Origin of the sequence: Mesorhizobium sp. PAMC28654 (assembly GCF_020616515.1) — a bacterium.
Taxonomy (GTDB): Bacteria; Pseudomonadota; Alphaproteobacteria; order Rhizobiales; family Rhizobiaceae; genus Mesorhizobium.
On the sequence record NZ_CP085135.1, the window covers coordinates 6493374 to 6517586 of the forward strand.

The window sequence follows — 24213 nt, forward strand, 5'->3', positions numbered from 1 at the left end:
GTGGAAAACAACATCGCGATAAAAGCAATCGGATTCCAGCCGGCGCCGCAGTGGCGGGAACAGGCAGGCTGCAGCCGATGACAGGGTCTTCGCCAGCCGTCGTCTCGGCAAGCAAACTCGGCCTCACCTTCCAGACCAACGACGGCCCCGTGCAGGCGCTGTCCAATGTCGATCTGACTATCGGCAAGGGTGAGTTCGTCTCCTTCATCGGGCCGTCCGGCTGCGGCAAGACCACCTTGCTGCGCGTCATCGCCGATCTGGAGAAGCCGACTTCCGGCACGATTTCGGTCAACGGCATGACGCCCGAACAGGCGCGCGAGAAACGCGCCTACGGCTATGTCTTCCAGGCCGCCGCGCTATTTCCATGGCGCACCATAGAGCGCAATGTCGGGCTGCCGCTGGAGATCATGGGCCTGTCCAAGGCGGATCAGGCGGAGCGCATCAAGCGCACGCTCGACCTCGTCAACCTGTCGGGTTTCGAGAAGAAATATCCCTGGCAGCTTTCGGGCGGCATGCAGCAGCGCGCCTCGATCGCCCGCGCCCTGGCCTTCGATGCCGACCTTCTGCTGATGGACGAGCCGTTCGGCGCGCTGGACGAGATCGTGCGTGATCACCTCAATGGGCAATTGCTGGAACTGTGGGGACGGACGAACAAGACCATCTGCTTCGTCACTCACTCCATTCCGGAAGCCGTCTACCTGTCGACGCGCATCGTCGTCATGTCGCCGCGCCCGGGCCGTGTCAGCGACATTATCGAATCCACGCTGCCGAAGGAACGGCCGCTCGATATCCGCGAGACGCCGGAGTTTTTGGCGATTGCCGCGCGCGTCCGCGATGGGCTGAGGGCGGGGCACAGCTATGATGATTGAGGCTGTGCAGGATGACCTCCGCTTCGCTCCGGCCACTCTCTCCCCGTTGGGGAGAGGAGGGCGCGTATCTGGCGAGGCCTGCTAGATGGACACCTTCCGCGACAAGCTCATCCCAGTCACCTCGATCCTCGCGGGCGTGGTCGTCCTCTGGTACATTTTCGCCGTCATCCTCAACGCGCCTTTCCAGCACGATCTCGACCGCCGTGCCAATGAGACCTCCACGTTCAGCGAACTCATCGGCAAGACGCTGTCGCAGCCGAAGCCGACGCTGCCGGCGCCGCACCAGGTGGCGGTAAACTTCTTCGAAAACACCTTCCTGCGACCCATCAACTCGAATCGCAGCCTCGTCTACAATGCCTGGGTGACGCTGTCGTCGACACTGCTCGGCTTCGCTTTCGGCACCGCGCTCGGCATTGTCATCGCCGTGGGCATCGTGCATGTGGCGACGCTCGACCGCAGCCTGATGCCGTGGATCATCGCCTCGCAGACCATTCCAATCCTCGCGGTGGCGCCGATGATCATCGTCGTGCTGGCGGCGATAGGCATCACCGGCCTGATCCCGAAGGCGATGATCTCGACCTATCTGTCGTTCTTCCCGGTGACCGTGGGCATGGTGAAGGGGCTGCGCTCGCCCGAGATCATGCATCTCGACCTGATGCACACCTACAATGCCAGCCGTATGCAGACCTTCTGGAAGTTGCGCGTGCCGGCCTCGGTGCCCTTCCTGTTCACCTCGATGAAGGTGGCGGTGGCGGCAAGCCTGGTCGGCGCCATTGTCGGCGAACTGCCAACCGGAGCTGTCGCCGGCATCGGCGCCAAGCTTTTGGCCGGCGCCTATTACAGCCAGTCGATCGATATCTGGTCGGCGCTGGTCGCCGGCTCGATCGTGGCCGCACTTCTGGTCATGGTGGTCGGCATTGCCGGCCGCATCGTTGACCGCGCCATGGGCGGGAGGCCGGCATGACCCGGTTGAAACCCTCCTGGCAAGCGGTGCTGGCCATTGTGATCTGCCTGATCGCTGTCGCGCTTGGCGCGATCGCCGCGCCAAAAGTGGATGCTCTGGCGCAGCCCTCAGGGACATTGACATATCCCTATGCGGCGACGACCTGGCTGATCTTCGGCGTGCTGCTTCTCTCGGCCTTGATCTCCATGGCCAGAATATCGTCCATCGTGGAAGCTGTTGTGCTTTTCATTGGCGCGCATCTGGTGGCATGGCTGTTGATTGGTGGCATTGCCGGCTTCGAAGGCCTGGCGCGGGCACCGTTCTTCCTGCTGCTTGCCGCGGCATGGCTTCTCGCCTGGCGTTGCGTTGCAGTGCTCTCGTCGCTTCGTCCACGCTCCCGCAAGGCAGCCGTGGCTCTTCGCCTGATCATCCCTGCAATCTTCGGCGCCTGGATTCTGATCATCTGGGAAGCGGTGACACGCGGTGCCGGCGTCCCCTTCATCCTGCTGCCGCCGCCAAGCGCCATCGGCGTGCGCATTGTCAACTCGCTGCCGATACTCGGCGCCGATGTCCGGCAGACCATCTTCAAGGCGGTGATCTTTGGCTATGTCGTGGGCAGCGGCGCCGGCTTCATCACCGCGGTGCTTGCCGACCGCGTGCCGTTCCTGCGGCGCGGCCTCTTACCGATCGGCAACATGGTTTCGGCGTTGCCGATCATCGGCGTCGCACCCATCATGGTCATGTGGTTCGGCTTCGACTGGCAGTCCAAGGCGGCGGTGGTCATCATCATGACCTTCTTCCCGATGTTGGTGAACACGGTCGCGGGTCTCTCCGCTTCCGGGCATATGGAGCGCGACCTGATGCGCACCTATGCGTCGAACTACTGGCAGACGCTGCTGAAGCTGCGGCTACCGGCAGCGGCCCCCTTCATCTTCAACGCGCTGAAGATCAATTCGACGCTGGCGCTGATCGGCGCCATCGTCGCGGAGTTCTTCGGCACGCCGGTCGTCGGCATGGGCTTCCGCATCTCGACCGAGGGGCGGATGAACATCGACATGGTCTGGGCCGAAATCGCGGTTGCAGCACTTGCGGGTTCGGTCTTTTATGGCGTGGTCGCTCTTGCCGAAAGAGCCGTCACGTTTTGGCATCCCTCTGTCCGTGGTGGATAGGGGCGGTGGGTTTAGGGTGCTAACTTCAGAGGGTAAAAATGAAAAAGCTGATTATTCCGATGCTGGCCGGCGCAATGTCGCTTGCCGCGTTCCAGGCAATGGCCGCGGACAAGGTGACGTTGCAGCTGAAATGGGTCACGCAGGCTCAGTTTGCCGGCTACTATGTTGCCAAGGCCAAGGGTTTCTATGACGCCGAGGGTCTCGATGTCGACATCAAGCCTGGCGGTCCTGATATCGCGCCGGAACAAGTGATCGCCGGCGGTGGCGCCGACGTCATCGTCGACTGGATGGGCGGCGCGCTGGCCGCACGCGAAAAGGGCGTGCCGCTGGTTAACATCGCCCAACCGTTCAAGAAGGCCGGCATGGAACTGGTCTGCCCGAAGGACGGCCCGATCAAGACCGAGGCCGACTTCAAGGGCCATACGCTGGGCGTCTGGTTCTTCGGCAACGAATATCCGTTCTACGCCTGGATGAACAAGCTTGGCCTGAAGACCGATGGCGGCAAGGACGGCGTCACCGTTCTGAAGCAGAGCTTTGACGTGCAGCCGCTGATCCAGAAGCAGGCGGATTGCATCTCGGTCATGACCTATAACGAGTATTGGCAGCTCATCGACGCCGGCTACAAGCCGGACCAGCTGACCGTGTTCAATTACTCGGCCATGGGCAACGACCTGCTCGAGGACGGCCTCTATGCGTCACAGGACAAGCTCAAGGATCCGGCCTTCGAGGACAAGATGGTGCGTTTCGTGCGCGCCTCGATGAAGGGCTGGAAATACGCCGTCGACCATAATGACGAGGCGGCAAGCATCGTCATGGATGGTGGCGGCCAGGACGAGAACCACCAGAAGCGCATGATGAGCGAAGTCGCCAAGCTGATCGACAATGCCGACGGCAAGCTCGATCCGGCCACCTACGAGCGCACCGCCAAGGCGCTGCTCGACCAGAAGATCATCACCAAGGAGCCGACCGGCGCCTACACGACCGCCATCACCGACAAGGCGATCAAATAAGCCTGCCAGGGCATGATCCCGAAAAGATCATGCTCAAACGACGAGATGGAACGGCGCCTCCGGCCAAGGGTCAGAGGCGCCGTTCCTTTATGGTGTTCATGACGAAGCTGGTCTCGATCGAGGCGACGCATTTCAACCGGGCGATCTTTTCCTTGATGAAGCGCTCGTACTGGTCGAGGCCGCCGGTCACCACCTTCAGCACATAGTCGCGCGAGCCCGTGACGAGGTGGCATTCCAGGACCTCTTCCCAGCCCCGGATCGCGTCCTCGAACATGACGATCTCGTCCTCGTTCTGGCGGCTGAGCCGGATGGTGGCGATGGCGACCATTGTCCAGCCGAAGACGGCGGGATCGACCAGCGTGGTGTAGCCCCTGATGATCCCGGTTTCCTCCAGCCGCTGCACGCGCCTCAGGCAGGGCGATGGCGACAGGCCAATCCGCTCGGCAAGCTCGTTGTTGGTGATGCGCGCGTCGGCCCGCAGTTCATGCAGGATCTTGCGGTCGAAATCATCGGCTATCTTCTGCTGCACTTTTGGCCTCTCCAGGCAATTCATTGCGATAATGCAGCCATGAGGGTCCAAAAATAGCAAGGACTGAAGGCTGGGGATCGCATAAATTGCTGACACACGTCTCGAAAAAAGCAGGGAACATCATGACCGCGCCGCGTCCTTCGAAAACCCATATCGGCAACCACAAGCTCCATCCGGAGACGCTGATGCTGAGCTATGGCTTCGATCCGCAACTGTCGGAAGGCGCGGTCAAGCCGCCGGTCTTCCTCACCTCCACCTTCGTGTTCAAGTCGGCGGAGGAGGGGCGTGACTTCTTCGACTACACATCCGGCCGCAAGGAGCCGCCAAGCGGCACGGCGTCCGGTCTGGTCTATTCGCGCTTCAACCATCCCAACAGCGAGATCGTCGAGGACCGGCTGGCCATCTATGAGGGGACGGACGCCTGCATCCTGTTCTCGTCTGGCATGTCGGCGATCGCGACGACGCTGCTCGCCTATGCCCGCCCCGGCGATGTCATCCTGCATTCGCAGCCGCTCTATGGCGGCACCGAGACGCTTTTGACGCGCACGCTTGCCGGCTTTGGCATTGGCGCTGTCGGCTTCGCCGATGGCGTCGACGAGACGGCGGTGCGCGCGGCGGCCGACGCGGCGACTGCGAAGGGCCGTGTGTCGGTCATCCTGATCGAGACGCCGTCGAACCCGACCAACAGCCTGGTCGATATCGCGCTGATGCGGAAGATCGCCGACGAGATCGGCGCCAGGCGAGGCATGACGCCGATCATCGCCTGCGACAACACGCTGCTTGGCCCGGTCTTCCAGCGGCCTATCGAACACGGCGCCGACATTTCCGTCTATTCGCTGACCAAATATGTCGGCGGCCATTCCGATCTGATCGCGGGGGCTGCCATGGGTAGCAAGGCGGTCACCAAGCCGATCAAGGCGCTGCGCGGCGCGATCGGCACGCAGCTCGACCCGCATTCCTGCTGGATGCTCGGCCGCTCGCTGGAGACGCTGTCGATCCGCATGGAGCGGGCCAACGACAATGCGCGCATGGTCGCCGAATTCCTGCGTGATCATGCCAAGGTCGAGAAGGTGCACTACCTGCCGTTCCTGGGCGAGGATACGCAAGCGGGCCGGGTCTATCTACGCCAGTGCAGCGGCGCCGGTTCGACATTCTCCTTCGACATCAGGGGCGGCCAGAAGGCGGCCTTCGCTTTTCTGAACGCGCTGCAGATCTTCAAGTTGGCCGTAAGCCTTGGCGGCACGGAATCGCTTGCAAGCCATCCGGCGGCCATGACCCATTCGGGCATTCCCTTCGACGTGCGCCAGCGCATCGGCGTGCTGGAGACCACGGTCAGGCTGTCGATCGGTGTCGAGCATCCAGACGATCTGATCGCCGACCTGACGCAGGCGCTGGCGGCCGTCTGATCGTTGCCTTCGCGGATCAGTGGGCATCGCCCGAAGGGTCTGGCGTACTCAGCCGGTGTCGAGGGGACTGGAAAAGGGGCGGGTGACCGCCCCTTTTTCATCAGTCATCAAAAAAGCGTGCCCCGAAGGGATACTTTAGGCCATCCGGCCGTTGTGCTGATGCATCCACGCGCTGGGGGGCCGCGAGGAATGCTGTACCCACAACGGAGGTCATAAAATGCGCATGCAATCCTTCTCGCCGATGTTTTCGGCCCTGGCCATTTCGGCATCGTTCCTGCTCGCGTCGCCGGCTTTCGCCGAAACCGTGAAGATGAAGGCCACACTGGACGGTGCTCAGCAGAACCCGCCCATCACCACGAAGGGCAAGGGTACGGCCGCTCTCACCTTCGATACGACGAGCAAGAAGCTCAGCTGGACGGTGAAATATTCCGGTCTGAGCGGACCGGCGATCGCCGGGCATATTCATGGGCCCGCGGCGATCGGTGAGAACGCAGGCGTCGTCATTCCATTCACAGGCAAGCTGAAGAGCCCGGTCAAGGGTTCGGCGACATTGACTGACGCGCAGGTCACCGACCTGATGGCCGGCAAATATTACGTCAACATCCACACTGCGGCCAACAAGGATGGCGAAATCCGTGGACAGATCGACAAAGCGATGTAGGCAGGTTCGCACCGGCTGAAAAAGGGGCGAGCGATCGCCCCTTTTCTTTTGTCAGGCCTTGTCGCGGATCTGGGTCATTGTACGGGTTGGCGTGATCGCTTCCGGGTCGAGCCTGATCTCGACGATCGCAGGCTTGCCGCTGGCGCGGGCACGTTCGAAGGCGGGCGCGAAGTCGGCGGTCTTCTCGACCGTCTCGCCGTGACCGCCATAGGCGCGGGCCAGAGCCGCGAAGTCCGGATTGTTCAGGTCCGTGCCAACGACGCGGCCGGGATATTCACGCTCCTGGTGCATGCGGATGGTGCCGTAGATGCCATTGTTGACGACGATGACGATGATCGGCAGCCCATATTGCACGGCGGTGGCGAATTCCTGTCCGTTCATCAGGAAGCAGCCATCGCCGGCAAAGGCAATCACGGTGCGATCGGGATAGAGCGCCTTGGCGGCGACCGCGGCCGGCGTGCCGTAGCCCATCGAGCCGGAGGTCGGCGCCGCCTGCGTGCCAAAGCGGCGGAAGCGATGGAAGCGATGCACCCAGGTGGCGTAGTTGCCGGCGCCATTGGCGAAAATGGTGTCTTCCGGCAGCGTCTTCTCCAGATAGTTCATGATCGGGCCCATCTGGACGGAACCGGGCCCGGTTTCCGGCGGCGTGGACCAGTCGAGATAGGCGGCGTGAAGTTGCGGCGTCTCGGCGGCCCAAGCCGGTGCGTTTGCCGGCTTGCGCTTGGCGAAGGCTTTGACGAAGGCGGAAGGCGAGGCGTTGATGGCGAGCGTCGGGCGGTAGACGCGGCCGAGTTCGCCGGCGTCGGCGTGGATATGAACCAGCGTCTGGTCGGGGTAAGGACTCTTCAGCAGCGTGTAGTCGGAGGAGGGCATTTCGCCCATGCGGCCGCCGATCAGCAGCACGAGGTCGGCTTGCTTGATGGCGGCTGCCAGCTTCGGATTGATGCCGATGCCGACATCGCCGGCATAGTTGGGGTGCAGGTGGTCGAACAGCATCTGGCGGCGGAAGGAACAGCCTACCGGCAGCGACCACGCCTCGGCGATGGCTCGGATGTCTGCTACCGCATCGGCATCCCAGCGCGTGCCGCCGAGAATGACGAAAGGCCGCTTCGCCTTGGCCAGCAAGCTCTCCAGCGCATCGAGTTCGGCTTCGCCCGGTCGGGTTTCGACCGGGGTGTAGGGCACCGCGGCTGGGGCTTCGACCAGGCTGGTCAGCATGTCTTCGGGCAGGGAGATGACAACCGGGCCAGGACGGCCTGAAGTCGCCACAGCGAAGGCGCGGGTGACGAATTCGGGGATACGCGAAGCGTCGTCGATCTCGACCACCCATTTGGCGATGTCACCGAAGAACCTCTTGTAGTCGACCTCCTGGAACGCCTCGCGCTCCTTGGCGTGGCTGGCGACCTGGCCGATGAACAGGATGAGCGGAATCGAATCCTGCATGGCGATGTGGATGCCGGCCGACGAATTGGTGGCGCCGGGGCCGCGTGTGACAAAGCAGATGCCGGGTTTGCCGGTCAGCCGCCCCTGGCAGTCGGCCATCATCGCGGCGCCGCCTTCCTGGCGGCAGACGATGGTGCGGATGGTCGAATCGTGCAGCGCGTCGAGCACCGCGAGATAGGATTCGCCTGGCACGCAAAAGATGCGGTCGGTGCCGTTGGCTTCGAGCGCGTCGACGATCAGTTGTCCGCCGGTCTTCATTTCCCTGACCTCTCCAGCTCAGCAAGGATTTCTTCGGTGTGTTCGCCAAGACGTGGCGAGGGCCGCTCATAGACCAGCGGCGTGCCCGACATGACCATCGGCGCGCGCACCGAGGGCAGCATGTTGCCATGGCCGTCATCGAGATCGAGCCGCATGCCGCGCGCGATGGTCTGCGGATCGGCGAACATCTGGCCGATGTTGTTGATGGGGCTCGCCGGCACGCTTGCCGCTTCCAGCTTTGCCAGCAGCGGATCACGGTCAAAAGTCTTCAGCGCCTCGGTCATCAGCTCACGCAGCTTCACGCGGTTGGCAACGCGCGCGGGATTGGTGGCGAAGTCGGGGTTCGACGAAAGGTCATCCAGTCCGACGACAGCACAGAACTTGGCGAACTGGCCGTCATTGCCGACAGCCAGGATGATATGGCCATCCCTGACCGGCAAGACCTCGTAGGGGGCGATGTTCATATGCGCATTGCCCATCTGCACCGGCGACTTGCCGGAGACGAGATAGTTGAGGTTCTGGTTGCCGAGCGCCGAGATCTGGGTGTCGAAAAGCGCCATGTCGATCTGCTGTCCTTCGCCGGTCTTCTCGGCGTGGCGCAATGCGGCCTGGATGGCGATGACCGAATAGAGGCCGGTGAATATGTCGGATATGGCGACGCCGGCCTTCTGCGGCTCGCGCCCGACCTCACCGGTGATCGACATCATGCCGGCCATGCCCTGGATGATGAAATCATAGCCGGCGCGTGGTGCGTAGGGGCCGTCCTGGCCGAAGCCGGTGATCGAGCAATAGACCAGCTTCGGATTGATCTTGCGCAGGCTGTCATAATCCAGCCCGTACTTCTTCAGGCCGCCCAGCTTGAAGTTCTCGATCAGCACATCGGCGGTTTGGACCAGCCGGCGAACGGTTTCCGCGCCTTCAGGCGTCGAGAAATCGATGGCGATGGAACGCTTGCCGCGATTGCAGGAGTGGTAATAGGCGGCCGACAGATTCTCGCCGTCATGGCTCATGACGAAGGGCGGGCCCCATTTGCGGGTGTCGTCGCCGCCATCGGGGCTTTCGACCTTGATGACGTCGGCGCCGAGATCGGCAAGCAGCTGACCGGCCCATGGCCCGGCAAGAATACGGGCGAGTTCGACGACGCGGACGCCTTTCAGCGGGGGCTCAGTCATGGGTCACCGTGGTTGGTCGAAAACAGAGGCTCTATCAAGACCGGCCGTGGCTGTCACGGTCCTTGCGGTAGGCCAAGACATTGGTCGTTGGACGAAGGCTCTATCTGATGGTCAAGGAAGTTTCAGGACGCTGTCGGCCCAGACAGCGAAGTCTTCCATGATGGCGTCCCTATTCACCTCGTTCAGGCTTTCGTGTCGGGTCTGCGCGTGAACCTTTGAAACGAGAGTCGAAAAGCCCATTGCGCGCATACGCCCGGCGAGGTTGCTGATCGCCTTGCCGCCATCGGTCGCGGGGTCTTTTTCTCCACCGACCAGGAGAATGGGCAGCGTCTTGCCGACACCGCCAAAATTGGCGTTGTCGGCGCCCCGGAAGATGAAGCCGAAAACATCGCGCCACATCGACACCGAGGCATCCCAGCCGCACAGCGGATCGGCGATGTACTTATCGACCTCGGCAGCGTCGCGCGACAGCCAGTCGAACAGGGTGCGATGGTCGGGCACGGCCTTGCCCCAGGCCTGGAAGGTGAGCTTCGGCAGCATGCGGGACGGCACGTCGGAGCCCAGCCGGAATGTTTCCCAGGCAAGCACGGCCTGCGCCGCGCGGCCGAGAAGCCCGGCGGAAAAATTGGCGTTCCATATGGCGGCGGCGTGAAGTCTAGCCGAATGGTCGAGCATGAAATTCAGCGCGACAAGGCCACCCATCGAATGGCCGAAAAGGATGACCGGAAGGCCCGGATGCTCGCCGGCGATGAGGTCATGCACGGCGCCGACATCGGCGATGACCTTGGCGCCGCCGTTGCTATCGCCGAACCTGCCCAACGGTGCGTCGGGCGCCTTGGTGGCGCCGTGACCACGATGGTCATGGGCGTAGACGTGGTAGCCTCGCCCAGCCAGGAAATCGGCGAAACGGGCATAGCGGGCTGCGTGTTCGGCCAGCCCGTGATTGATCTGGACGACCGCGCGGGCAGGGTCGTCGGCCTGTTTCACATAAAGGTTGAGATCGGCGCCGGTTGGCGAGCGGAGCACGCGCTGTTGGCTGAATGACATCGCCGCTTCATCTCCAACATGCACGGCTCTCCGCGTGTCCCAAGAAGACGCGCCGCGCCGAAGACCTTTGTTTGCGCCGGCAGCGGTTTGCGTCAATCGGGCGCTTCGGCTTTTCTACGTGGATGTTCTTGCTTCGGCGCACGCCGTATCGCAATTCTGACACGGAGACAGCGGCAGTGTGTTGCGGCAATTGTTGAGCCAGGGTGGTGAAATGCGGACGGGTCTTGTCTTGGGGTTGGGAATTCTGGCCGCGTCGCTGGCTGGTGCCGCGCAGGCCGATGTGAAGATGAGCGGGTCCTTCGTGGCCGATGCTTCCTGTCCGGCGACGCAGGCGATCAAGAGCGGCAAGAATCCCGGCAATCTGTCGACCGATGCCGGGAAGAGCTACGAGCTCCTGGCGGGCAACAAGGACACGCCGACGCATTTCCTGATCCTCGTGCCGGGTGCCGATCCGGAGCGCCGTTGGGTGAAGGTGAGCTGCGGCCATGTTTCCGGCGGCAGCGCTTCGACCGTGCCGGCGGCGCGCGTTGGCCAGGGCAAGCAGGAGGCTTCGGGCAAGCCGGAATACATCTTCGCGCTGAGCTGGCAGCCGGCGTTCTGCGAAACCAAGCCGAGCAAGACCGAGTGCCGGACCCAGAATGCCGGGGATTTCGACGCGACGCATTTCACCTTGCACGGGCTGTGGCCGCAGCCGAACGGAAATTTCTATTGCCAGGCGACGGCAAGCGACAAGGCCAATGACAATCCGGGTCACTGGAAGGATTTGCCGCCGGTCAACCTGGACGCCAAGACGCGAACCGAACTCGATCAGGTGATGCCGGGCACTGCTTCCAATCTGGAGCGGCATGAGTGGATCAAGCACGGTACCTGCTACGGCAAGAGCCAGCAGGAGTATTTTTCCGATGCGCTCAACCTGATGCGCACGGTGAACACGTCGCCGGTGCGTGACCTGTTCGCCAAGAACATCGGCCAGAAGCTGACGGCGGACCAGATCCGAGGCGCCTTCGACAGTGCCTTTGGCGCCGGCGCGGGTGACCGGGTCCGGGTTTCCTGCGTCATCGATCCTTCGAACGGCAGGCGGCTGATCGGTGAGTTGACGCTCGGCCTGGCTGGCCAGATCGGTCCGGACAGTTCGCTCAAGGATCTTTTGATGGCGTCGGTGCCGACCAACAAGGCCGGCTGCCCCACGGGTACGGTTGATCCCATCGGGTTCCAATAAGCGGGCAGCGGGGAGGTCGGTCGCTCGCCGGCCGTCGGACAAGATCGCGCTCGAGCAAGCGGAAGGAACGGTCTCTACAGGCCCGTGCGGTGTTCCGGTGTGGTCCACGCCGCGCCATGGTTTTCGCTGCCGGCGGGTTCGCCGATGACGCGGTCGCGTCCGGTGAGCTTGGCCTTGTAGAGCCGCTGGTCGGCCAGCGCGAAGAGATCGGCCAGTCGGCGGGTGCTGTCGCTTACGGTCGAGACGCCGGCGCTGACGGTAAGGTCGAATTTGCTGGCGGTCGCGGATGCCTTTACGGCATGGCGGATGCTTTCGCCAAACAGCCTGGCGACCGAATGCGGGCGCCAGCACAGGATGGCGAATTCCTCGCCGCCGATCCTGAATGCCTGATCGCCCTCGCCAATGGCTTCGGCCAGAACGGCGGCGATGGATTTCAGCACCTTGTCGCCCTCGGCGTGGCCGAAGCGGTCGTTGATCGACTTGAAGTGATCGACATCGATGATCAGCAGGCTGAGCGGCTTGGTTGTGCGCAGGCTGGCGGCGACCGCGGCCTCGCCATCGGTTTCAAAACTGCCGCGATGCAACAGGCCGGTCAGGCCATCGCGGCCGACATGCTTGACCAGGGCCTCATAACGTTCGCGATAGGTCAGCGTGTCGAAGATGTCGGAAAGCCCGCGCGGCACCACGATCTGGCGGGCCTCGAACCAGCGCAGATAGGCGACAAGCATGCCGCTGAAGATCAACGCGGCGATCATCTTGGCAAACCAGCCGCCGAAGAAGACCGCGAACGGCGCGTCGGCGAAGATATGAAGTGCCGCGAAAAATCCCGCCTGGTCGAAGGTCAGCACGCAGGCGACCGAGATCAGGATGCGCGCGAAAGGCGACTTGCGCAGATATCTGCCGAGCTTTTCGTAGAGCAGGATGATGAGGATGGCGTCGATGAACAGCAGCGTCGTTCCCCACACCATCAGCCAGCCCATCTCGTCGATGAAGCCGATGTCGGGCAGCCTGCCATCGGGAAGCGTGGCGATGGCGTGCATGCGAAGCAGCAGCACGAGCCCGATCATCAGCCCATTGCCGAGCAGCAGGCCATAGATCGGCTGGCGGACAGTGGCGGCGTCTTCCTTGATGTAAAGCAGCAGGAGCATCACCAGCTTGCCGGAAAACAGCACGGCGGACCCCGGCGAAACCAGGCCGAACGGCAAGGCGACATAGAAAACGCTGGCGAGATAGGTTTCCAGAAAATGCATGACGCCGAGCGCGCAGACGAACACGCCGAGGCCGATGCGGCTCCTGAACCGGAAAAGGGTGACCATGACCCCGAAGTAGAGAACCGCTTCGGCAAGGAGCAGGAAACTGTTCAGCAATGCCGTCGATCCGATCCCTGTTCCGAAATCGCGGCGTGCCAGCGATTCCACCCCGGTACTGTTTTGACGTGGAAGGGTTAACCGGACCTTTCTCGCGCGCCCGCGGCCAGCGAAAACTTCGATGGTGCGACGAATGCGCGTGGTTCGCGACTGGCGTGCCGTGCCAAAAGCGATTGCCGTTCGGCACCGCATCGCCTACATAACGCGCAACTTCCATTCATTCGGATCAGGGAAAGCGCGCGTGGCACGCCAGTTCATCTATCACATGGCCGGCCTGAACAAGGCCTATGGCACCAAGAAGGTGCTCGAGAACGTTCATCTCTCCTTCTACCCCGACGCCAAGATCGGCATTCTCGGCCCCAACGGTTCGGGCAAGTCGACGATCCTCAAGATCATGGCCGGGCTCGACAAGGAGTGGAATGGCGAGGCTTGGCTGGCCGAAGGCGCGACCGTTGGCTACCTGGCGCAGGAGCCGGCGCTCGATGCGACCAAGACCGTGTTCGAAAACATCATGGAAGGCGTCGCCGCCAAGACCGCCATCATCGAACGCTACAACGAATTGATGATGAACTATTCCGACGAGACGGCCGACGAGTCGGCCAAGCTCCAGGACGAGATGGACCGGCTGAACCTGTGGGATCTCGAACAGCAGGTCGAGATGGCGATGGAAGCACTCGGCTGCCCGCCCAAGGATTCGGAAGTCACCAAGCTTTCGGGCGGCGAACGCCGCCGCGTAGCGCTCTGCCAGCTCCTGCTGCGCCAGCCCGACCTTCTGCTGCTCGACGAACCGACCAACCATCTCGACGCCGAGACGACGGCGTGGCTGGAAAAGCATCTGCGCGCCTATCCGGGCGCCGTGATGATCATCACCCACGATCGCTACTTCCTCGACAATGTCACCGGCTGGATCCTCGAGCTCGATCGCGGCCGTGGCATTCCCTATGAGGGCAACTACACCAAATATCTCGAAGCCAAGGCCAAGCGCCTCAAGCAGGAAGGCCGCGAGGACGATGCCCGCCAGCGCGCCATCGGCCGCGAGCGCGAGTGGATCCAGTCCAGCCCGAAGGCTCGCCAGACCAAGTCCAAGGCACGTATCCAGGCCTTCCAGGACCTGCTGGATGCAGCCGACAAGCGGCGCCCGAGCGATACGCAGATCGTCATTCCACATGGCGAGCGGCTCGGCAATGTGGTGATCGAGGCGGAAGGCCTGACGAAGGGCTTTGGCGACACACTGCTGATCGATGGCTTGGAATTCAAGCTGCCGCCCGGCGGCATCGTCGGCGTCATCGGCCCGAACGGCGCCGGCAAGACGACACTTTTCCGCATGATCACCGGCCAGGAAACACCGGATGCCGGCTCTGTCCGCGTCGGCGAAACGGTGAAGCTCGGCTATGTCGACCAGAGCCGCGACGCGCTCGATCCGTCAAAGACCGTGTGGGAAGAAATCTCGGGCGGCGCCGAAGTGGTCAAGCTCGGCAAGTTCGAAGCCAACACCCGCGCCTATTGCGCCTCGTTCAACTTCCGTGGCGGCGACCAGCAGCAGAAGGTCGGCAATCTGTCCGGCGGCCAGCGCAACCGCGTCCATCTGGCAAAGATGCTGAAGACCGGCGGCAATGTGCTGCTGCTCGACGAACCAACCAACGATCTCGATACGGAAACGCTGGCGGCACTTGAAGACGCATTGGAAAACTTCGGCGGCTGCGCGGTCATCATCTCCCACGATCGTATGTTCCTCGATCGTCTGGCGACGCACATCCTCGCCTTCGAGGGCGACAGCCACGTCGAATGGTTCGAGGGCAACTTCGAGGATTACGAGCAGGACAAGATCCGCCGGCTCGGGCCCGATGCCGTCAACCCGCACCGCATGACCTACAAGAGGCTGACGCGGTAAGGGGTTCACTCTCAAGCTGTAAGTGTATTGGGGCGGCGAATTTCTCAACGGATATGAGGAGAGCTGAAATGGCTGATTGGTCCGCCGCCCAATATCTGAAATTCGAGGACGAGCGCACGCGACCGGCGCGTGATCTCGTGGCGCAAGTGCCGGTCGACTTCCCGCGCCGGGTCGTCGACATCGGCTGCGGTCCCGGCAACTCGACGGAGTTGCTGGGCGAGCGCTGGCCGGATGCCGGGGTGAGCGGCTTCGACACATCTCCCGACATGATCGAGAAGGCAAGGGCTCGCCTGCCTGGCGTCACCTTTGACCTCGCCGATGCATCCACATGGCAGCCGGCCGAGCCGGTCAACGTGATCTTCGCCAATGCGGTGTTCCAATGGCTGCCCGAGCATCCAGCGGTGTTCCAGCGGCTGATGGGTTTTCTGGCCCCCGGCGGCGCGCTGGCCATCCAGATGCCCGACAATCTCGGTGAAGCCTCGCATCAGCTGATGCGGGACACGGCGAAGGAAATGCCGTTCGCCGAAAAGATGAAAGGTGCCGCGCGCGGGCCACTGCCACCGGTGTCTTTCTATTATGACCTTCTGTCGCCGTTCTCCGGCCGGCTCGATATCTGGCACACCGCCTACAATCACCCGTTGGCCGACGCCGAGGCGATCGTCGAATGGGTAAAGGCGACCGGGCTGAAGCCGTTCCTCGATCCGCTGGACGCCGCCGAGCGCAAGCTGTTCCTCGACAGCTACACGGCCAAGATCGCCAAGGCCTACCCCAAGACGGCTGATGGCAAGGTGCTGCTGCGCTTTCCCCGTATCTTCATAGTCGCCAAGCGGGCCGCTTAGGATCGGTTAGCCACGCGGCACAACCGGGGATCCAAGGCGCTTGACCCGTTTTCGCTGTCGTGCGCATTTCGTGGCCGCAAGATCCCGATCGACGGGCCGTGTGGCAGGGGTGGATGATGACACTGAAAAGGGTGGCTTTCGGCGGCAGCGTTTGCGCGGCGGCACTTCTGGCCTTTTCGATGTCGGCCGAAGCCAAGCGGGCGCGCTGCTTCACCACGGACGACGGCTATTTTCCTTGCAATTACAGGGCCGTGGACGACGCAGGCAGTTTCCGCGTTTCGGCGCCGGGCTATCCAACCTATGTGTTGGAGATCGACGGGCCGGGCTTTGCCTATGGCTATGTCAATCTCGGCCGTCGCAATGTGCCGCTGCCCGGCCAGTTCGTGCGCAGCCGTGACGATGGCGCGTGCTGGAACAACCCGCAGACCAATACCAAGTTGTGTGCCTGGTGAAATCGGGTGAATGCTTCTGGTTAAGCTGGCGTAAACCGCCACAATGAGAAAAGCCTGAGCTCCGAGTCTTTTCGGCGCTCACATGAAGCCGCAATGCTTGCGGATGGACGGACTGGACATGCATCGCGTCATCATCAGCGGCATCGGCGTTGAAATCCCCGAATCCAAGATCACCAACGAAGAACTGGTCGCCAGCTTCAACACCTGGGTCGATACCGAGAATGCGCATCGCTCCACCACCGGGGAGACGTTGCTGCAGAAATCGGACAGCGCCTTCATCGTCCATGCCTCGGGCGTCCAGACGCGCCATGTGATCGAGCGGGAGGGTATTCTCGACCCGACGCGCATGACGCCGCGCATTCCGGCGCGGCCGGATGATGTCCTGTCGCTTCAGGCCGAGTTCGGCGTTGCTTCAGCCAGGAAAGCCCTCGACCATGCCGGCCTGCGGCCGTCGGACATCGATCTGGTGATCTGCTCGTCCTCGCATCAGCAGCGGCCGTATCCGGCGATCGCCATTGAGATGCAGGAGGCATTGGGCACCAAAGGAGCCGGCTTCGACATGGGGCTTGGCTGCTCGTCGGCGGCGGCGGCATTGCACATGGCTGTAAACCTTGTGCGCTCGGGCGCACACAAGCGCGTGCTGGTGACGACGCCCGAGATCATCACGGGTCATCTGAATTTCCGTGATCGGCAGACGCATTTCATCTTTGGCGATGCATCGGTGTCGATGATAGTCGAGGGGCTCGCCCAGGGCGAAAGGCGGCGCGGGCGTTTCGAGGTGCTGGACACCCGCCTCTGGACGCAGATGTCCAACAACATCCGCACCAATCTCGGCTATCACACCCGCACAGCCCAGGATGATCCCTACATGATCAACCTCGAAGGCAATCTGATCAAGCAGGTCGGCAACAAGGTGTTCAAGGAAGTCACCGTCGCCGGGCACAAGTTCATCGTCGAATTCCTGGCCGAGCATGGGCTGACGCCGGAAGCGATCCGGCGCTTCTGGCTGCATCAGGCCAACGCTCGCATGAACGCCATGATCCTGAAACTGTCGTTCGGCCACGAGGTCGACCATGACCGTGCGCCGATGGTGTTGGAGCGCTTGGGCAACACCGCCGGCGCCGGCGCCATCATCGCGCTGTCGGAAAACCACGCCGACATGAAGCCCGGCGATTTCGGCCTGCTCTGCGCTTTCGGCGCGGGCTATTCGATTGGCGGCGCGCTGCTGCGCATGCTTTGATCCGCCAGAGCAGTTCACCGTTTCACGGAAACGGCAAACCGCTCTGGCTCTTTGTTTTGACGCAATTCCGGACGGAAAACTGTTTTACACTTTTCCTGGAATTGCTCTAGCTCCGGCGTGTCAGGCCGGCGCGAAGGGCACCAGCATTGGAATGCGGCCGGCATAGTCATCATAGGCCGTGCCGAGTTCGCTACGCAGGAAGCGCTCTTCCAGCCTGGCTTTCATGACGATGCCGATGGTGAGAAGGATCGCGCCGGCGACACCCCAGACGGTGCCTTTCGCCGCCATTGTGGCAAGGATCGCCAGCAGCAGCCCGGTATAGATCGGGTGGCGGACGAGACCATAGGGACCGGTGTCGACGACGTGATGCTCGGCCTTGGCCGTCACCGTGCCTGACCAGAGCCGCCCGAGATGCAGGCGTGCCCACCAGCTGAACACGAGACCGGCCGCGATCAGCGCCACGCAGATCCATGCCTCGATCCTGTCGGGTATCCACAGCCGCAGGCGTCCGGCATAGCCATGCGCGGGGATGAAGAACAGGATCGCGCCAAGCAGCAGCACGGCCCGGTAGGGCATCTCGGCCTGGAAGCCGGCGCGTCGTTTGACCGGGTCGGCCCAAAACGCCGCGGCTCCCCATGAAACGGCCCAGATCAGCCAGAGCAACGTGATTGCGGTAACCGGACGCATGATGAGACTCCGTAGCCCGTGCCCGGTCACCAGAGCCACGCGGCGCGGCGGCAATGCGGCGCGGCGCTGAAACCGGCCCTTATTCCAGGTAAGAAGATCGTGATCGGATGCTGATGCGTTCTTGCGGCCTGGGCATTCGCCCGCCTATCCCCAGATAAGGATCACAGGAGAGGCCAGGAACAGGATGCCGGCAAGGATCCACCGGCCACCGCCGTAAGATCGCACTTCCGAAAGCGGCAACCACCAGCGTACCAGCGCGTAGCCGACGGCGATGGCGATGCTGTAGATCAACGCCCACAGAAATATGTGCCAACCGCCACCAAACAGGCCGATGGCGAAGCCGAAGCCCGTCAAGGCGCCAAGAATGCCATAGCCAACGTCGAACATCAGCGTCGTGGTCGTGGAGAGCGGTCGCCAGATCACGGGAAATGCAATCGCTACGGCAGCGGTCAGAAGCCAGATGCTGATGATTGCCTGAAGCGTGGACGAACTCGCTATCGAGGTGGCAACGCCAGTGAGGTGTCCTGGCGTTGACAGGTGCACGAACTGGGCAATCCGATCAATGAGCGCGGCCCAGATCCACAACAGGAACGCGCAAGCCGCGAAGATCAAGAAGTTTCCGGCTGATCGTTTTACGATTTCACTTTGTTCCATCGCCGCCTCCTGCTGTCCCGGAAGCTAGCATCGAAACCGACGCACTGGAACTTGAATGACGGGATGCCCTCCTGGTGGAACAGGCCTGGCAACATCAGCCGCCAGAACAGCTGAACATCCACTGCACGCCAAAGGCGTCGACGAGCATGCCGAAACTGGTTCCCCAGTACTGCCGAGCCAGCGGCACGGTGATCCGGCCGCCCGCCGCCATGCGATCGAAAAGCACCTGCATGGCGGCAAGTTCTTCGAACTCCAGCATCAATGCCGAGCCTTTCATCGGCTCGGCATCATCATTGTCCGAAGCATGAAACAGGATGCCCGGGCCTTCGAACCGGGCATGCAGCACCTTTCCGCGCATGGCTTCGGTTCGCACCGGCATGTTGTTGTCGCCCCAGCGCAGCAGGATCGCTCCTCGCCCAAGCCCGCATTGCTCGTAGAAGGCTAGTGCCGGCTCGCAGTTGGTGGTGAAGAACAGCGAAGGGGAGAGCCGCATCGGTTCGCTCCTTTGCCGGATCAGTGCGCGGCGGCGGCGGCCGCCATAAGCTGGTCGCCTGTATATTGCTGATCGCCGATACCCCAGCCGCCATCGGACGCGTTGACGATGTTGATCCAGGTGTTTTCGGGCCTATGGCTGGGAACGCAGAGTTCGGCGACGATCCCGGCGGCGGCGGTGATGAAGGCGTTTCGAGCTTCAGTCGATCCAAGGCCGATATTCGGCAATTTCAACTCGACCATGACAACCGGCCGATTGGCGCCGCCGGCATAGATGTGACGGGGCGGCAGGAGATGCACGGTGCCGCCGACGATCGACGTGAAGAACGAATTGCCGGTGGCGCCGGAGGCTTCGATGAGCGCTGCGCTGAGGCGCGGCAGGATCTCGCGCTCTCCCGTCGGGGTCAGTGTGCCCTCGGGCGCGGTCACGGTGATTGGCATTTTTCTCTCCTTTGGCTGGGTTTGCATGGTTGGTTTCGCCAGCGCGTCTTCCGGCTTGCCATGTTTCGTATCAAACGTTACGTTACACGAAAAGGACGAGTCAATTGGTTTCGTATCGATCGTTATGGAAAATTTGGAAAAGCAACGCGGCGGGCGACCACGCGCATTCGATCCCGACCGGGCGCTGGATGCGGCGATGCATCTGTTCTGGGAACATGGCTATGAGGCGACATCGCTGGCCATGCTACGCGAGGCGATGGGGCTGACGCCGCCACAGATCTACAACGCCTTCACCGACAAGGAGACGCTGTTTCGCAAGGCGCTGACGCGCTACCATGAGACGGAGATCGGGTTTGCACTGGATGCACTCAGCGCGCCGGTGCCGACGGGGGAGGCGATCCGGCGGTTGCTTTTCGGCGCGGCGGAAGCTTACTCCAGGCCCGGCAAGCCGGGCGGCTGCCTGTTCGTCAGCGGCGCGCTGGCAGCCTCGCCGCAGGCGCAAGCCATTGCCGATGAGCTCAGGACCTATCGCAAGGCAAGCGAGGCCGCTATCGCGGAACGGCTGGCCAAGGGCAGGGTAATGGGCGACATGCCGGAAGGCTTCTCCGTGGAGGGCTTCGCCAAGTACCTGGCCGGGGTCATGAACGGCATGTCGATCCAGGCGCGGGACGGCGCCTCGGCCGAAGAGTTGCGCGCTTTGGCCCAAACCGCTCTTGCGGCGTTGCCGGCCGAAGGGCAAAGCTTGGGAGCATGAACCAAGGAAAGAACGCCATGCTGGATCTGTTTCCTGAGACCGAACAGCCGGTCGAGATCATCCCGGCCCGGAAGCTTTCAGCCCGCGCGGCCGCGCTCTATGTCGCGCCATCCGATGATTTCCAGACGCGTCCGGTGGGTGAATTGCGGTTGGGCTTCGACGGCATTGCCGACGATTTCCATGCCGGGCCAACAAGGCGTTCGGGCGGTCGCGAACCCTGGTATCCGCGAGGCACGGAAATGCGCAATGAGCGGCAACTGTCGATCGTGGCGGCGGACGAGCTGGCTGTTGTCGCCGAGCGGATGGGCCTGGCCGAGATCAAGCCGGAATGGATCGGCGCCAACATGCTTATCGAAGGCGTGCCGCATTTGTCGATGCTGCCGGCCGGTTCGCTGCTGTTCTTCAAGGGCGGCGTGACCATCAAGGTCGATGCACAGAACGGGCCGTGCCGGCTCTCCGGGCGTTCGATAGCCGAAAATGCTGGGATGGCCCACGTCGAAGCCGGCGCGCTGATGTTCCCGAAAGCGGCCAAGCGGCTGCGCGGCCTCGTCGCCTGGGTCGAGAAGCCCGGCACGATCAAGGCCGGCGAGGAGATGTCGGTGCGGGTGCCCGAGCAGTGGATTTACCAGGCCTGAGGGCAGGAGCCGCGCCACCGAGGCGGACGCGGCACTATTCTCGTAGCTCAGGCCTTGCGGTTCTTGTTGGCGCCTTGCGCCATGTCGGACACGTGATCCCATTTTTCCCAGAGCGCGATGCGGTTGGCGTATTCCTGTTTGATCATCGGCAGGCCGCCATCGCCGAAGAACACGCGCAGCGGTGGCTCGGCCGCGTCGACGATGGCGAGCATCGCCGGACCCGTGGCCTCGGGATCGCCTGCCACCGAGCGCTTGCGGCGTTCGGCCATGGCGGCGCGGGTCGGCTCGTAGGCGGCGATTGCCTTGGAGACCTTGGCCGAGGGACCAGACCAGTCGGTGGAGAAGCCGCCGGGCTCGACCAGCGTGACATGAATGCCGAATTCCGCGACCTCGAGGCTGAGCGCCTGGCTAAAACCTTCCAGCGCCCATTTGGAGGCATGGTAGAGGCCAAGCGAGGGGAAGGCGTTGACGCCGCCGATCGACGAGACCTGGATGATGTGGCCGGAACGCTGCGCCCGCATGATCGGCAGGGCGGCCTGCGTTACCCAAAGCGCACCGAACACATTGGTCTCGATCTGGTCGCGGGCTTCCTGTTCGCTGACCTCCTCGACGGCGCCAAAATGGCCATAGCCGGCATTGTTGATGACGACGTCGAGCCGGCCGAAACGCTTGTGTGCCTCGGCAATGGCTGTTTCGACGGATTTCTTGTCGGTGACGTCGAGTTTTATCGCGGCGACATGGTCGCCGTATTTTTCGACGAGATCGGAAAGTGTGCCGGCATCGCGGGCGGTCGCGGCGACGCGGTCACCGCGGGCCAATGCAGCCTCGGCCCAGACGCGGCCAAAACCCTTCGACGATCCGGTAATGAACCAAACCTTGTTTGTCATGATGTGGAATCCTTGCCCAGGAGGGCGCGATTTTGTGAAAGCGGAGGCTTCTCCGCTTTTCGCATATACGGCGCACCCCGCATTTTTCCAGAGGCAGGAGGAGAATTATTTGGTCAGGTCAGGCATAGCCCACCGGGCTCGACCAGGCCGGATCGCCGTGCTTTTCCCAATAAAGCACCGTCAATCGGCTGGTGATCGGCCCGACCTTGCCGTCCGCGACAGGAGCGCCGTCGATGATCGTCACCGGCATGATGCCGCCGGCGGTCGAGGTGATGAAGACCTCGTCGGCCGCGCGAAGCGCTGCGACGCCGACATCGGCAGCGATGGCGGTAAGATCCGCCTCAGCGCAGAGATCGAAGACAGTGCGCCTTGTGATGCCGGGCAGAACGCCGATGGCGGGCGTCGACAGTTTTCCCTCCTTGACGCAAAACACATTGAAGCCCGGACCCTCAGCGACATTGCCGTTAAAATCGAGGATCAGGGCGGTCTCAGCGCCACGGTCATAGGAGTCGTAGAGACCGCGCACCAGATCGAGCCAGTGGTAGTTCTTGATCGCCGGATCGATCGAGGCCGGCGGAATGCGTACCTTGTCGCTGATGGCGACGCGCAGGCCGCGCCGCAACTGCTCGGCATTGGCGACCGAGCCGAACGGAACGGCGAACGCCATGAAGCGGTTGATCGACTGGCGCGGGTCGCGGCTGAAAGTCGGCGAGGCGCCGCGCGTGCACAGCATCTCGACATAGGCAGCGCGATGGCCGGACAGCGCGACGCAATTATGCAGGATTTCGGTCACCCCATCGCGGTCGAAGGGGATGGCCATGCGCAGTTTTTCCAGACCGCCGAAGAAGCGGTCGAGATGCAGGTCGAGTCGGAAGAAGCGACCGTTCCAGACATGCACGGTGTCGTAGGTAGCATCCGAATGCAGTAAACCCCAGTCCAGCACCGAGATCTTTGCTTGCGACATCGGCAGGTATTGGCCATCCAGGAAGGCGATGCCATCGGGATAGGCGTGCGGGTCGATGTGGCGGTCGGAGACGGACGGCAGCGATCGGGCTTGCGGATCGACGGTGTTGCTCATCTCGTCTCCTCGGGGTCACAGCATGGTCGAACCGACCGTTAGAGCTGCCACGCCGACGCCACAAGACGCAGAGCCGGCTGCCAGATGAGCCATCGGCACCTCTGTTTGGGTCATTCCTCCTCGTCGGCATCGAGCAGGCGTGTCGCTCGCCAGCGGGTGAGCATGATGTTGGTCTGCTCGATGACGAAGAAACGGGCGGAGTCACGGTCATAGCCTTCGCTCAGCAGCTTTTCGTAGTCGGTATGGACATGGCGGACATGGGCGATCGTTGCCAGCCACACGGCGATGGTTGGCGGCAAGGTCTTCATGTGGACCGAGCCGGCGTCAGCGCGGATCTTTTCCATGTCGGCATAGGGCGCGAGCGGCAGCAGCGCGGTCAGTGCCTTGGCGATGGCGCGGCGGCGTCCGGTCGGTGCGTTCATCGTTCGTCCCTGCCGGCCACGGTCGCCTCGGGAACAGCGTCGACGGAAGCGAAATACGGCTTGATGTCGATGACGGGCGTGCCGTCGAGCGCGTCGATGGCATTGAGTTCGATGCGCCCGCTGCCGATGTCGACTGCCACAAGCCTGGCGACATGCAGTCCGATCGGGTTGGGGCGGGCAGGGGAGCGCAGCCCGAATATGCCTTTTGGTTCAGCGGCATGGCGGGGTTTCTGCACAATCAGATTCCGTGGCGCATGGTGCAGCCAGGACAGGATGATGACATGGCTGGCGCGCTCCAGCCCGGCCAGGCCCTCGCGATAGGGCGTGTCGATCGTCAGGGTCGCGGGCTGCCCGGTCTCGGAGGCGGTCCGCATGTTCTTCGGGCAGTCCTCCCGCGTCGTCCATGGCGAGGTGATGCGGCCAATGAAGACGATGTGGCCGTCGGGCGGCAGCGTTGCCGGATCGGCATCCAGAAGCTTTTCACCGCCGCGCATCTCGAACATGGTCTTCGCCCCTGGTCCTGTTTCGCATGATCTGTCCCGCGCAGCCCTGTCCGGGGGAATCACGCATGCGTCATTTTCTTGTCCGGCAGCGACATAGGTCTTGCAAGGCTGTTAAAATCGACATAAACATATGTTTATATCTTTT

At 62.7% G+C, this 24213-nt stretch carries 26 protein-coding genes; 13 read left to right on the forward strand and 13 right to left on the reverse strand.

All coding sequences use genetic code 11. From position 1 onward, the window contains the following. The first annotated feature begins 77 nt into the window (after window positions 1-77). From LGH82_RS32160 to LGH82_RS32175, 4 genes are all read left to right on the forward strand, one after another. Window positions 78-869 carry an ABC transporter ATP-binding protein gene (locus LGH82_RS32160; RefSeq protein WP_227346548.1) on the forward strand — a complete coding sequence of 264 codons (792 nt, stop codon included), beginning with the start codon at window positions 78-80 and terminating at the stop codon, window positions 867-869. 85 nt (window positions 870-954) lie between these two features. Continuing rightward, entirely contained in the window at window positions 955-1833 is an 879-nt protein-coding gene (locus LGH82_RS32165) for an ABC transporter permease (RefSeq protein ID WP_227346549.1), read from the forward strand. Then, on the forward strand, window positions 1830-2981 hold the full coding sequence (locus LGH82_RS32170; protein ID WP_227346550.1) for an ABC transporter permease: 1152 nt from the start codon (window positions 1830-1832) through the stop codon (window positions 2979-2981). The genes LGH82_RS32165 and LGH82_RS32170 overlap by 4 nt, the downstream gene beginning before the upstream one ends. Before the next feature lie 38 nt (window positions 2982-3019). After that, entirely contained in the window at window positions 3020-3991 is a 972-nt protein-coding gene (locus tag LGH82_RS32175; RefSeq protein WP_227346551.1) for an ABC transporter substrate-binding protein, read from the forward strand. A gap of 70 nt (window positions 3992-4061) precedes the next feature. Here LGH82_RS32175 and LGH82_RS32180 read toward each other — a convergent pair whose 3' ends face one another. Beyond that, on the reverse strand, window positions 4062-4520 hold the full coding sequence (locus LGH82_RS32180; RefSeq protein WP_227346552.1) for an Lrp/AsnC family transcriptional regulator: 459 nt from the start codon (window positions 4518-4520) through the stop codon (window positions 4062-4064). Between the two features lie 122 nt (window positions 4521-4642). Here LGH82_RS32180 and LGH82_RS32185 point away from each other — a divergent pair, with 122 nt between their 5' ends. Together LGH82_RS32185 and LGH82_RS32190 are read left to right on the forward strand one after the other, a co-directional pair. Continuing rightward, a complete protein-coding gene (locus tag LGH82_RS32185) occupies window positions 4643-5926 on the forward strand; it encodes a cystathionine gamma-synthase family protein (protein WP_227346553.1) in 1284 nt (427 codons plus the stop codon). 217 nt (window positions 5927-6143) lie between these two features. Further along, complete coding sequence (locus LGH82_RS32190) at window positions 6144-6587, forward strand: CHRD domain-containing protein (protein WP_227346554.1); 444 nt, start codon at window positions 6144-6146, stop codon at window positions 6585-6587. A gap of 51 nt (window positions 6588-6638) precedes the next feature. On the opposite strand, the gene LGH82_RS32195 is transcribed toward LGH82_RS32190, so the two are convergent. The 3 genes from LGH82_RS32195 to LGH82_RS32205 form a co-directional block, all read right to left on the reverse strand. Continuing rightward, complete coding sequence (locus tag LGH82_RS32195) at window positions 6639-8288, reverse strand: thiamine pyrophosphate-binding protein (protein WP_227346555.1); 1650 nt, start codon at window positions 8286-8288, stop codon at window positions 6639-6641. After that, window positions 8285-9460, reverse strand: coding sequence for a CaiB/BaiF CoA transferase family protein (locus tag LGH82_RS32200; RefSeq protein WP_227346556.1), 1176 nt, complete (start codon window positions 9458-9460; stop codon window positions 8285-8287). The genes LGH82_RS32195 and LGH82_RS32200 overlap by 4 nt, the downstream gene beginning before the upstream one ends. 111 nt (window positions 9461-9571) lie before the next feature. Next, window positions 9572-10507, reverse strand: a complete 936-nt coding sequence (locus tag LGH82_RS32205; protein WP_227346557.1) for an alpha/beta fold hydrolase — start codon at window positions 10505-10507, stop codon at window positions 9572-9574. Between the two features lie 211 nt (window positions 10508-10718). Between LGH82_RS32205 and LGH82_RS32210 the strand changes: the two genes are divergently transcribed. After that, entirely contained in the window at window positions 10719-11726 is a 1008-nt protein-coding gene (locus LGH82_RS32210; protein ID WP_227346558.1) for a ribonuclease T2 family protein, read from the forward strand. A gap of 74 nt (window positions 11727-11800) precedes the next feature. Here LGH82_RS32210 and LGH82_RS32215 read toward each other — a convergent pair whose 3' ends face one another. Then, window positions 11801-13093, reverse strand: coding sequence for a sensor domain-containing diguanylate cyclase (locus tag LGH82_RS32215; protein ID WP_227346559.1), 1293 nt, complete (start codon window positions 13091-13093; stop codon window positions 11801-11803). A gap of 241 nt (window positions 13094-13334) precedes the next feature. On the opposite strand from LGH82_RS32215, the gene ettA reads away from it, so the two are divergent. The 4 genes from ettA to LGH82_RS32235 all read left to right on the forward strand — a co-directional run bounded on the left by ettA (window position 13335) and on the right by LGH82_RS32235 (window position 17515). After that, entirely contained in the window at window positions 13335-14984 is a 1650-nt protein-coding gene (ettA, locus tag LGH82_RS32220; protein WP_227346560.1) for an energy-dependent translational throttle protein EttA, read from the forward strand. A gap of 68 nt (window positions 14985-15052) precedes the next feature. After that, the gene (gene tam / locus LGH82_RS32225) at window positions 15053-15823 is read left to right on the forward strand and encodes a trans-aconitate 2-methyltransferase (protein WP_227346561.1); all 771 of its coding nucleotides are present in this window, start codon (window positions 15053-15055) and stop codon (window positions 15821-15823) included. 113 nt (window positions 15824-15936) lie between these two features. Further along, complete coding sequence (locus LGH82_RS32230) at window positions 15937-16275, forward strand: hypothetical protein (RefSeq protein WP_227346562.1); 339 nt, start codon at window positions 15937-15939, stop codon at window positions 16273-16275. 118 nt (window positions 16276-16393) lie between these two features. Further along, window positions 16394-17515, forward strand: a complete 1122-nt coding sequence (locus tag LGH82_RS32235; protein ID WP_227346563.1) for a beta-ketoacyl-ACP synthase III — start codon at window positions 16394-16396, stop codon at window positions 17513-17515. A 120-nt stretch (window positions 17516-17635) separates the two neighbouring features. On the opposite strand, the gene LGH82_RS32240 is transcribed toward LGH82_RS32235, so the two are convergent. The 4 genes from LGH82_RS32240 to LGH82_RS32255 form a co-directional block, all read right to left on the reverse strand. Then, window positions 17636-18202 (reverse strand): methyltransferase family protein, encoded by a 567-nt coding sequence (locus LGH82_RS32240; RefSeq protein WP_227346564.1) that lies wholly within the window; start codon window positions 18200-18202, stop codon window positions 17636-17638. Between the two features lie 144 nt (window positions 18203-18346). Further along, entirely contained in the window at window positions 18347-18814 is a 468-nt protein-coding gene (locus tag LGH82_RS32245; RefSeq protein ID WP_227346565.1) for a hypothetical protein, read from the reverse strand. A 136-nt stretch (window positions 18815-18950) separates the two neighbouring features. Further along, window positions 18951-19349 carry a VOC family protein gene (locus tag LGH82_RS32250; protein ID WP_227346566.1) on the reverse strand — a complete coding sequence of 133 codons (399 nt, stop codon included), beginning with the start codon at window positions 19347-19349 and terminating at the stop codon, window positions 18951-18953. A gap of 20 nt (window positions 19350-19369) precedes the next feature. Beyond that, window positions 19370-19789, reverse strand: coding sequence for a hypothetical protein (locus LGH82_RS32255; RefSeq protein ID WP_227346567.1), 420 nt, complete (start codon window positions 19787-19789; stop codon window positions 19370-19372). 124 nt (window positions 19790-19913) lie between these two features. On the opposite strand from LGH82_RS32255, the gene LGH82_RS32260 reads away from it, so the two are divergent. Both LGH82_RS32260 and LGH82_RS32265 read left to right on the forward strand, forming a co-directional pair. After that, the gene (locus LGH82_RS32260) at window positions 19914-20543 is read left to right on the forward strand and encodes a TetR/AcrR family transcriptional regulator (protein ID WP_227346568.1); all 630 of its coding nucleotides are present in this window, start codon (window positions 19914-19916) and stop codon (window positions 20541-20543) included. A gap of 17 nt (window positions 20544-20560) precedes the next feature. After that, window positions 20561-21178, forward strand: a complete 618-nt coding sequence (locus LGH82_RS32265; RefSeq protein ID WP_227346569.1) for an MOSC domain-containing protein — start codon at window positions 20561-20563, stop codon at window positions 21176-21178. Between the two features lie 47 nt (window positions 21179-21225). Here LGH82_RS32265 and LGH82_RS32270 read toward each other — a convergent pair whose 3' ends face one another. From LGH82_RS32270 to tsaA, 4 genes are all read right to left on the reverse strand, one after another. Further along, complete coding sequence (locus LGH82_RS32270) at window positions 21226-22065, reverse strand: SDR family oxidoreductase (RefSeq protein WP_227346570.1); 840 nt, start codon at window positions 22063-22065, stop codon at window positions 21226-21228. 118 nt (window positions 22066-22183) lie between these two features. Continuing rightward, the gene (locus tag LGH82_RS32275; protein WP_227346571.1) at window positions 22184-23143 is read right to left on the reverse strand and encodes a D-amino acid aminotransferase; all 960 of its coding nucleotides are present in this window, start codon (window positions 23141-23143) and stop codon (window positions 22184-22186) included. Window positions 23144-23253: 110 nt separating this feature from the next. Further along, the gene (locus tag LGH82_RS32280; RefSeq protein WP_227346572.1) at window positions 23254-23565 is read right to left on the reverse strand and encodes a DUF2293 domain-containing protein; all 312 of its coding nucleotides are present in this window, start codon (window positions 23563-23565) and stop codon (window positions 23254-23256) included. Further along, window positions 23562-24068 (reverse strand): tRNA (N6-threonylcarbamoyladenosine(37)-N6)-methyltransferase TrmO, encoded by a 507-nt coding sequence (tsaA, locus tag LGH82_RS32285; RefSeq protein WP_227346573.1) that lies wholly within the window; start codon window positions 24066-24068, stop codon window positions 23562-23564. Before tsaA ends, LGH82_RS32280 begins: the two co-directional genes overlap by 4 nt. Between the last annotated feature and the right edge of the window lie 145 nt (window positions 24069-24213).

Coding starts and splice junctions, on each gene's coding strand:
- LGH82_RS32160 (WP_227346548.1), top strand. CDS start 78: ATGACAGGGTCTTCGCCAGCCGTCGTCTCGGCAAGCAAACTCGGCCTC.
- LGH82_RS32165 (WP_227346549.1), top strand. CDS start 955: ATGGACACCTTCCGCGACAAGCTCATCCCAGTCACCTCGATCCTCGCG.
- LGH82_RS32170 (WP_227346550.1), top strand. CDS start 1,830: ATGACCCGGTTGAAACCCTCCTGGCAAGCGGTGCTGGCCATTGTGATC.
- LGH82_RS32175 (WP_227346551.1), top strand. CDS start 3,020: ATGAAAAAGCTGATTATTCCGATGCTGGCCGGCGCAATGTCGCTTGCC.
- LGH82_RS32185 (WP_227346553.1), top strand. CDS start 4,643: ATGACCGCGCCGCGTCCTTCGAAAACCCATATCGGCAACCACAAGCTC.
- LGH82_RS32190 (WP_227346554.1), top strand. CDS start 6,144: ATGCGCATGCAATCCTTCTCGCCGATGTTTTCGGCCCTGGCCATTTCG.
- LGH82_RS32195 (WP_227346555.1), bottom strand. CDS start 8,288: ATGAAGACCGGCGGACAACTGATCGTCGACGCGCTCGAAGCCAACGGC.
- LGH82_RS32200 (WP_227346556.1), bottom strand. CDS start 9,460: ATGACTGAGCCCCCGCTGAAAGGCGTCCGCGTCGTCGAACTCGCCCGT.
- LGH82_RS32205 (WP_227346557.1), bottom strand. CDS start 10,507: ATGTCATTCAGCCAACAGCGCGTGCTCCGCTCGCCAACCGGCGCCGAT.
- LGH82_RS32210 (WP_227346558.1), top strand. CDS start 10,719: ATGCGGACGGGTCTTGTCTTGGGGTTGGGAATTCTGGCCGCGTCGCTG.
- tam (WP_227346561.1), top strand. CDS start 15,053: ATGGCTGATTGGTCCGCCGCCCAATATCTGAAATTCGAGGACGAGCGC.
- LGH82_RS32230 (WP_227346562.1), top strand. CDS start 15,937: ATGATGACACTGAAAAGGGTGGCTTTCGGCGGCAGCGTTTGCGCGGCG.
- LGH82_RS32235 (WP_227346563.1), top strand. CDS start 16,394: ATGCATCGCGTCATCATCAGCGGCATCGGCGTTGAAATCCCCGAATCC.
- LGH82_RS32240 (WP_227346564.1), bottom strand. CDS start 18,202: ATGCGTCCGGTTACCGCAATCACGTTGCTCTGGCTGATCTGGGCCGTT.
- LGH82_RS32250 (WP_227346566.1), bottom strand. CDS start 19,349: ATGCGGCTCTCCCCTTCGCTGTTCTTCACCACCAACTGCGAGCCGGCA.
- LGH82_RS32255 (WP_227346567.1), bottom strand. CDS start 19,789: ATGCCAATCACCGTGACCGCGCCCGAGGGCACACTGACCCCGACGGGA.
- LGH82_RS32260 (WP_227346568.1), top strand. CDS start 19,914: ATGGAAAATTTGGAAAAGCAACGCGGCGGGCGACCACGCGCATTCGAT.
- LGH82_RS32265 (WP_227346569.1), top strand. CDS start 20,561: ATGCTGGATCTGTTTCCTGAGACCGAACAGCCGGTCGAGATCATCCCG.
- LGH82_RS32270 (WP_227346570.1), bottom strand. CDS start 22,065: ATGACAAACAAGGTTTGGTTCATTACCGGATCGTCGAAGGGTTTTGGC.
- LGH82_RS32275 (WP_227346571.1), bottom strand. CDS start 23,143: ATGAGCAACACCGTCGATCCGCAAGCCCGATCGCTGCCGTCCGTCTCC.
- LGH82_RS32280 (WP_227346572.1), bottom strand. CDS start 23,565: ATGAACGCACCGACCGGACGCCGCCGCGCCATCGCCAAGGCACTGACC.
- tsaA (WP_227346573.1), bottom strand. CDS start 24,068: ATGTTCGAGATGCGCGGCGGTGAAAAGCTTCTGGATGCCGATCCGGCA.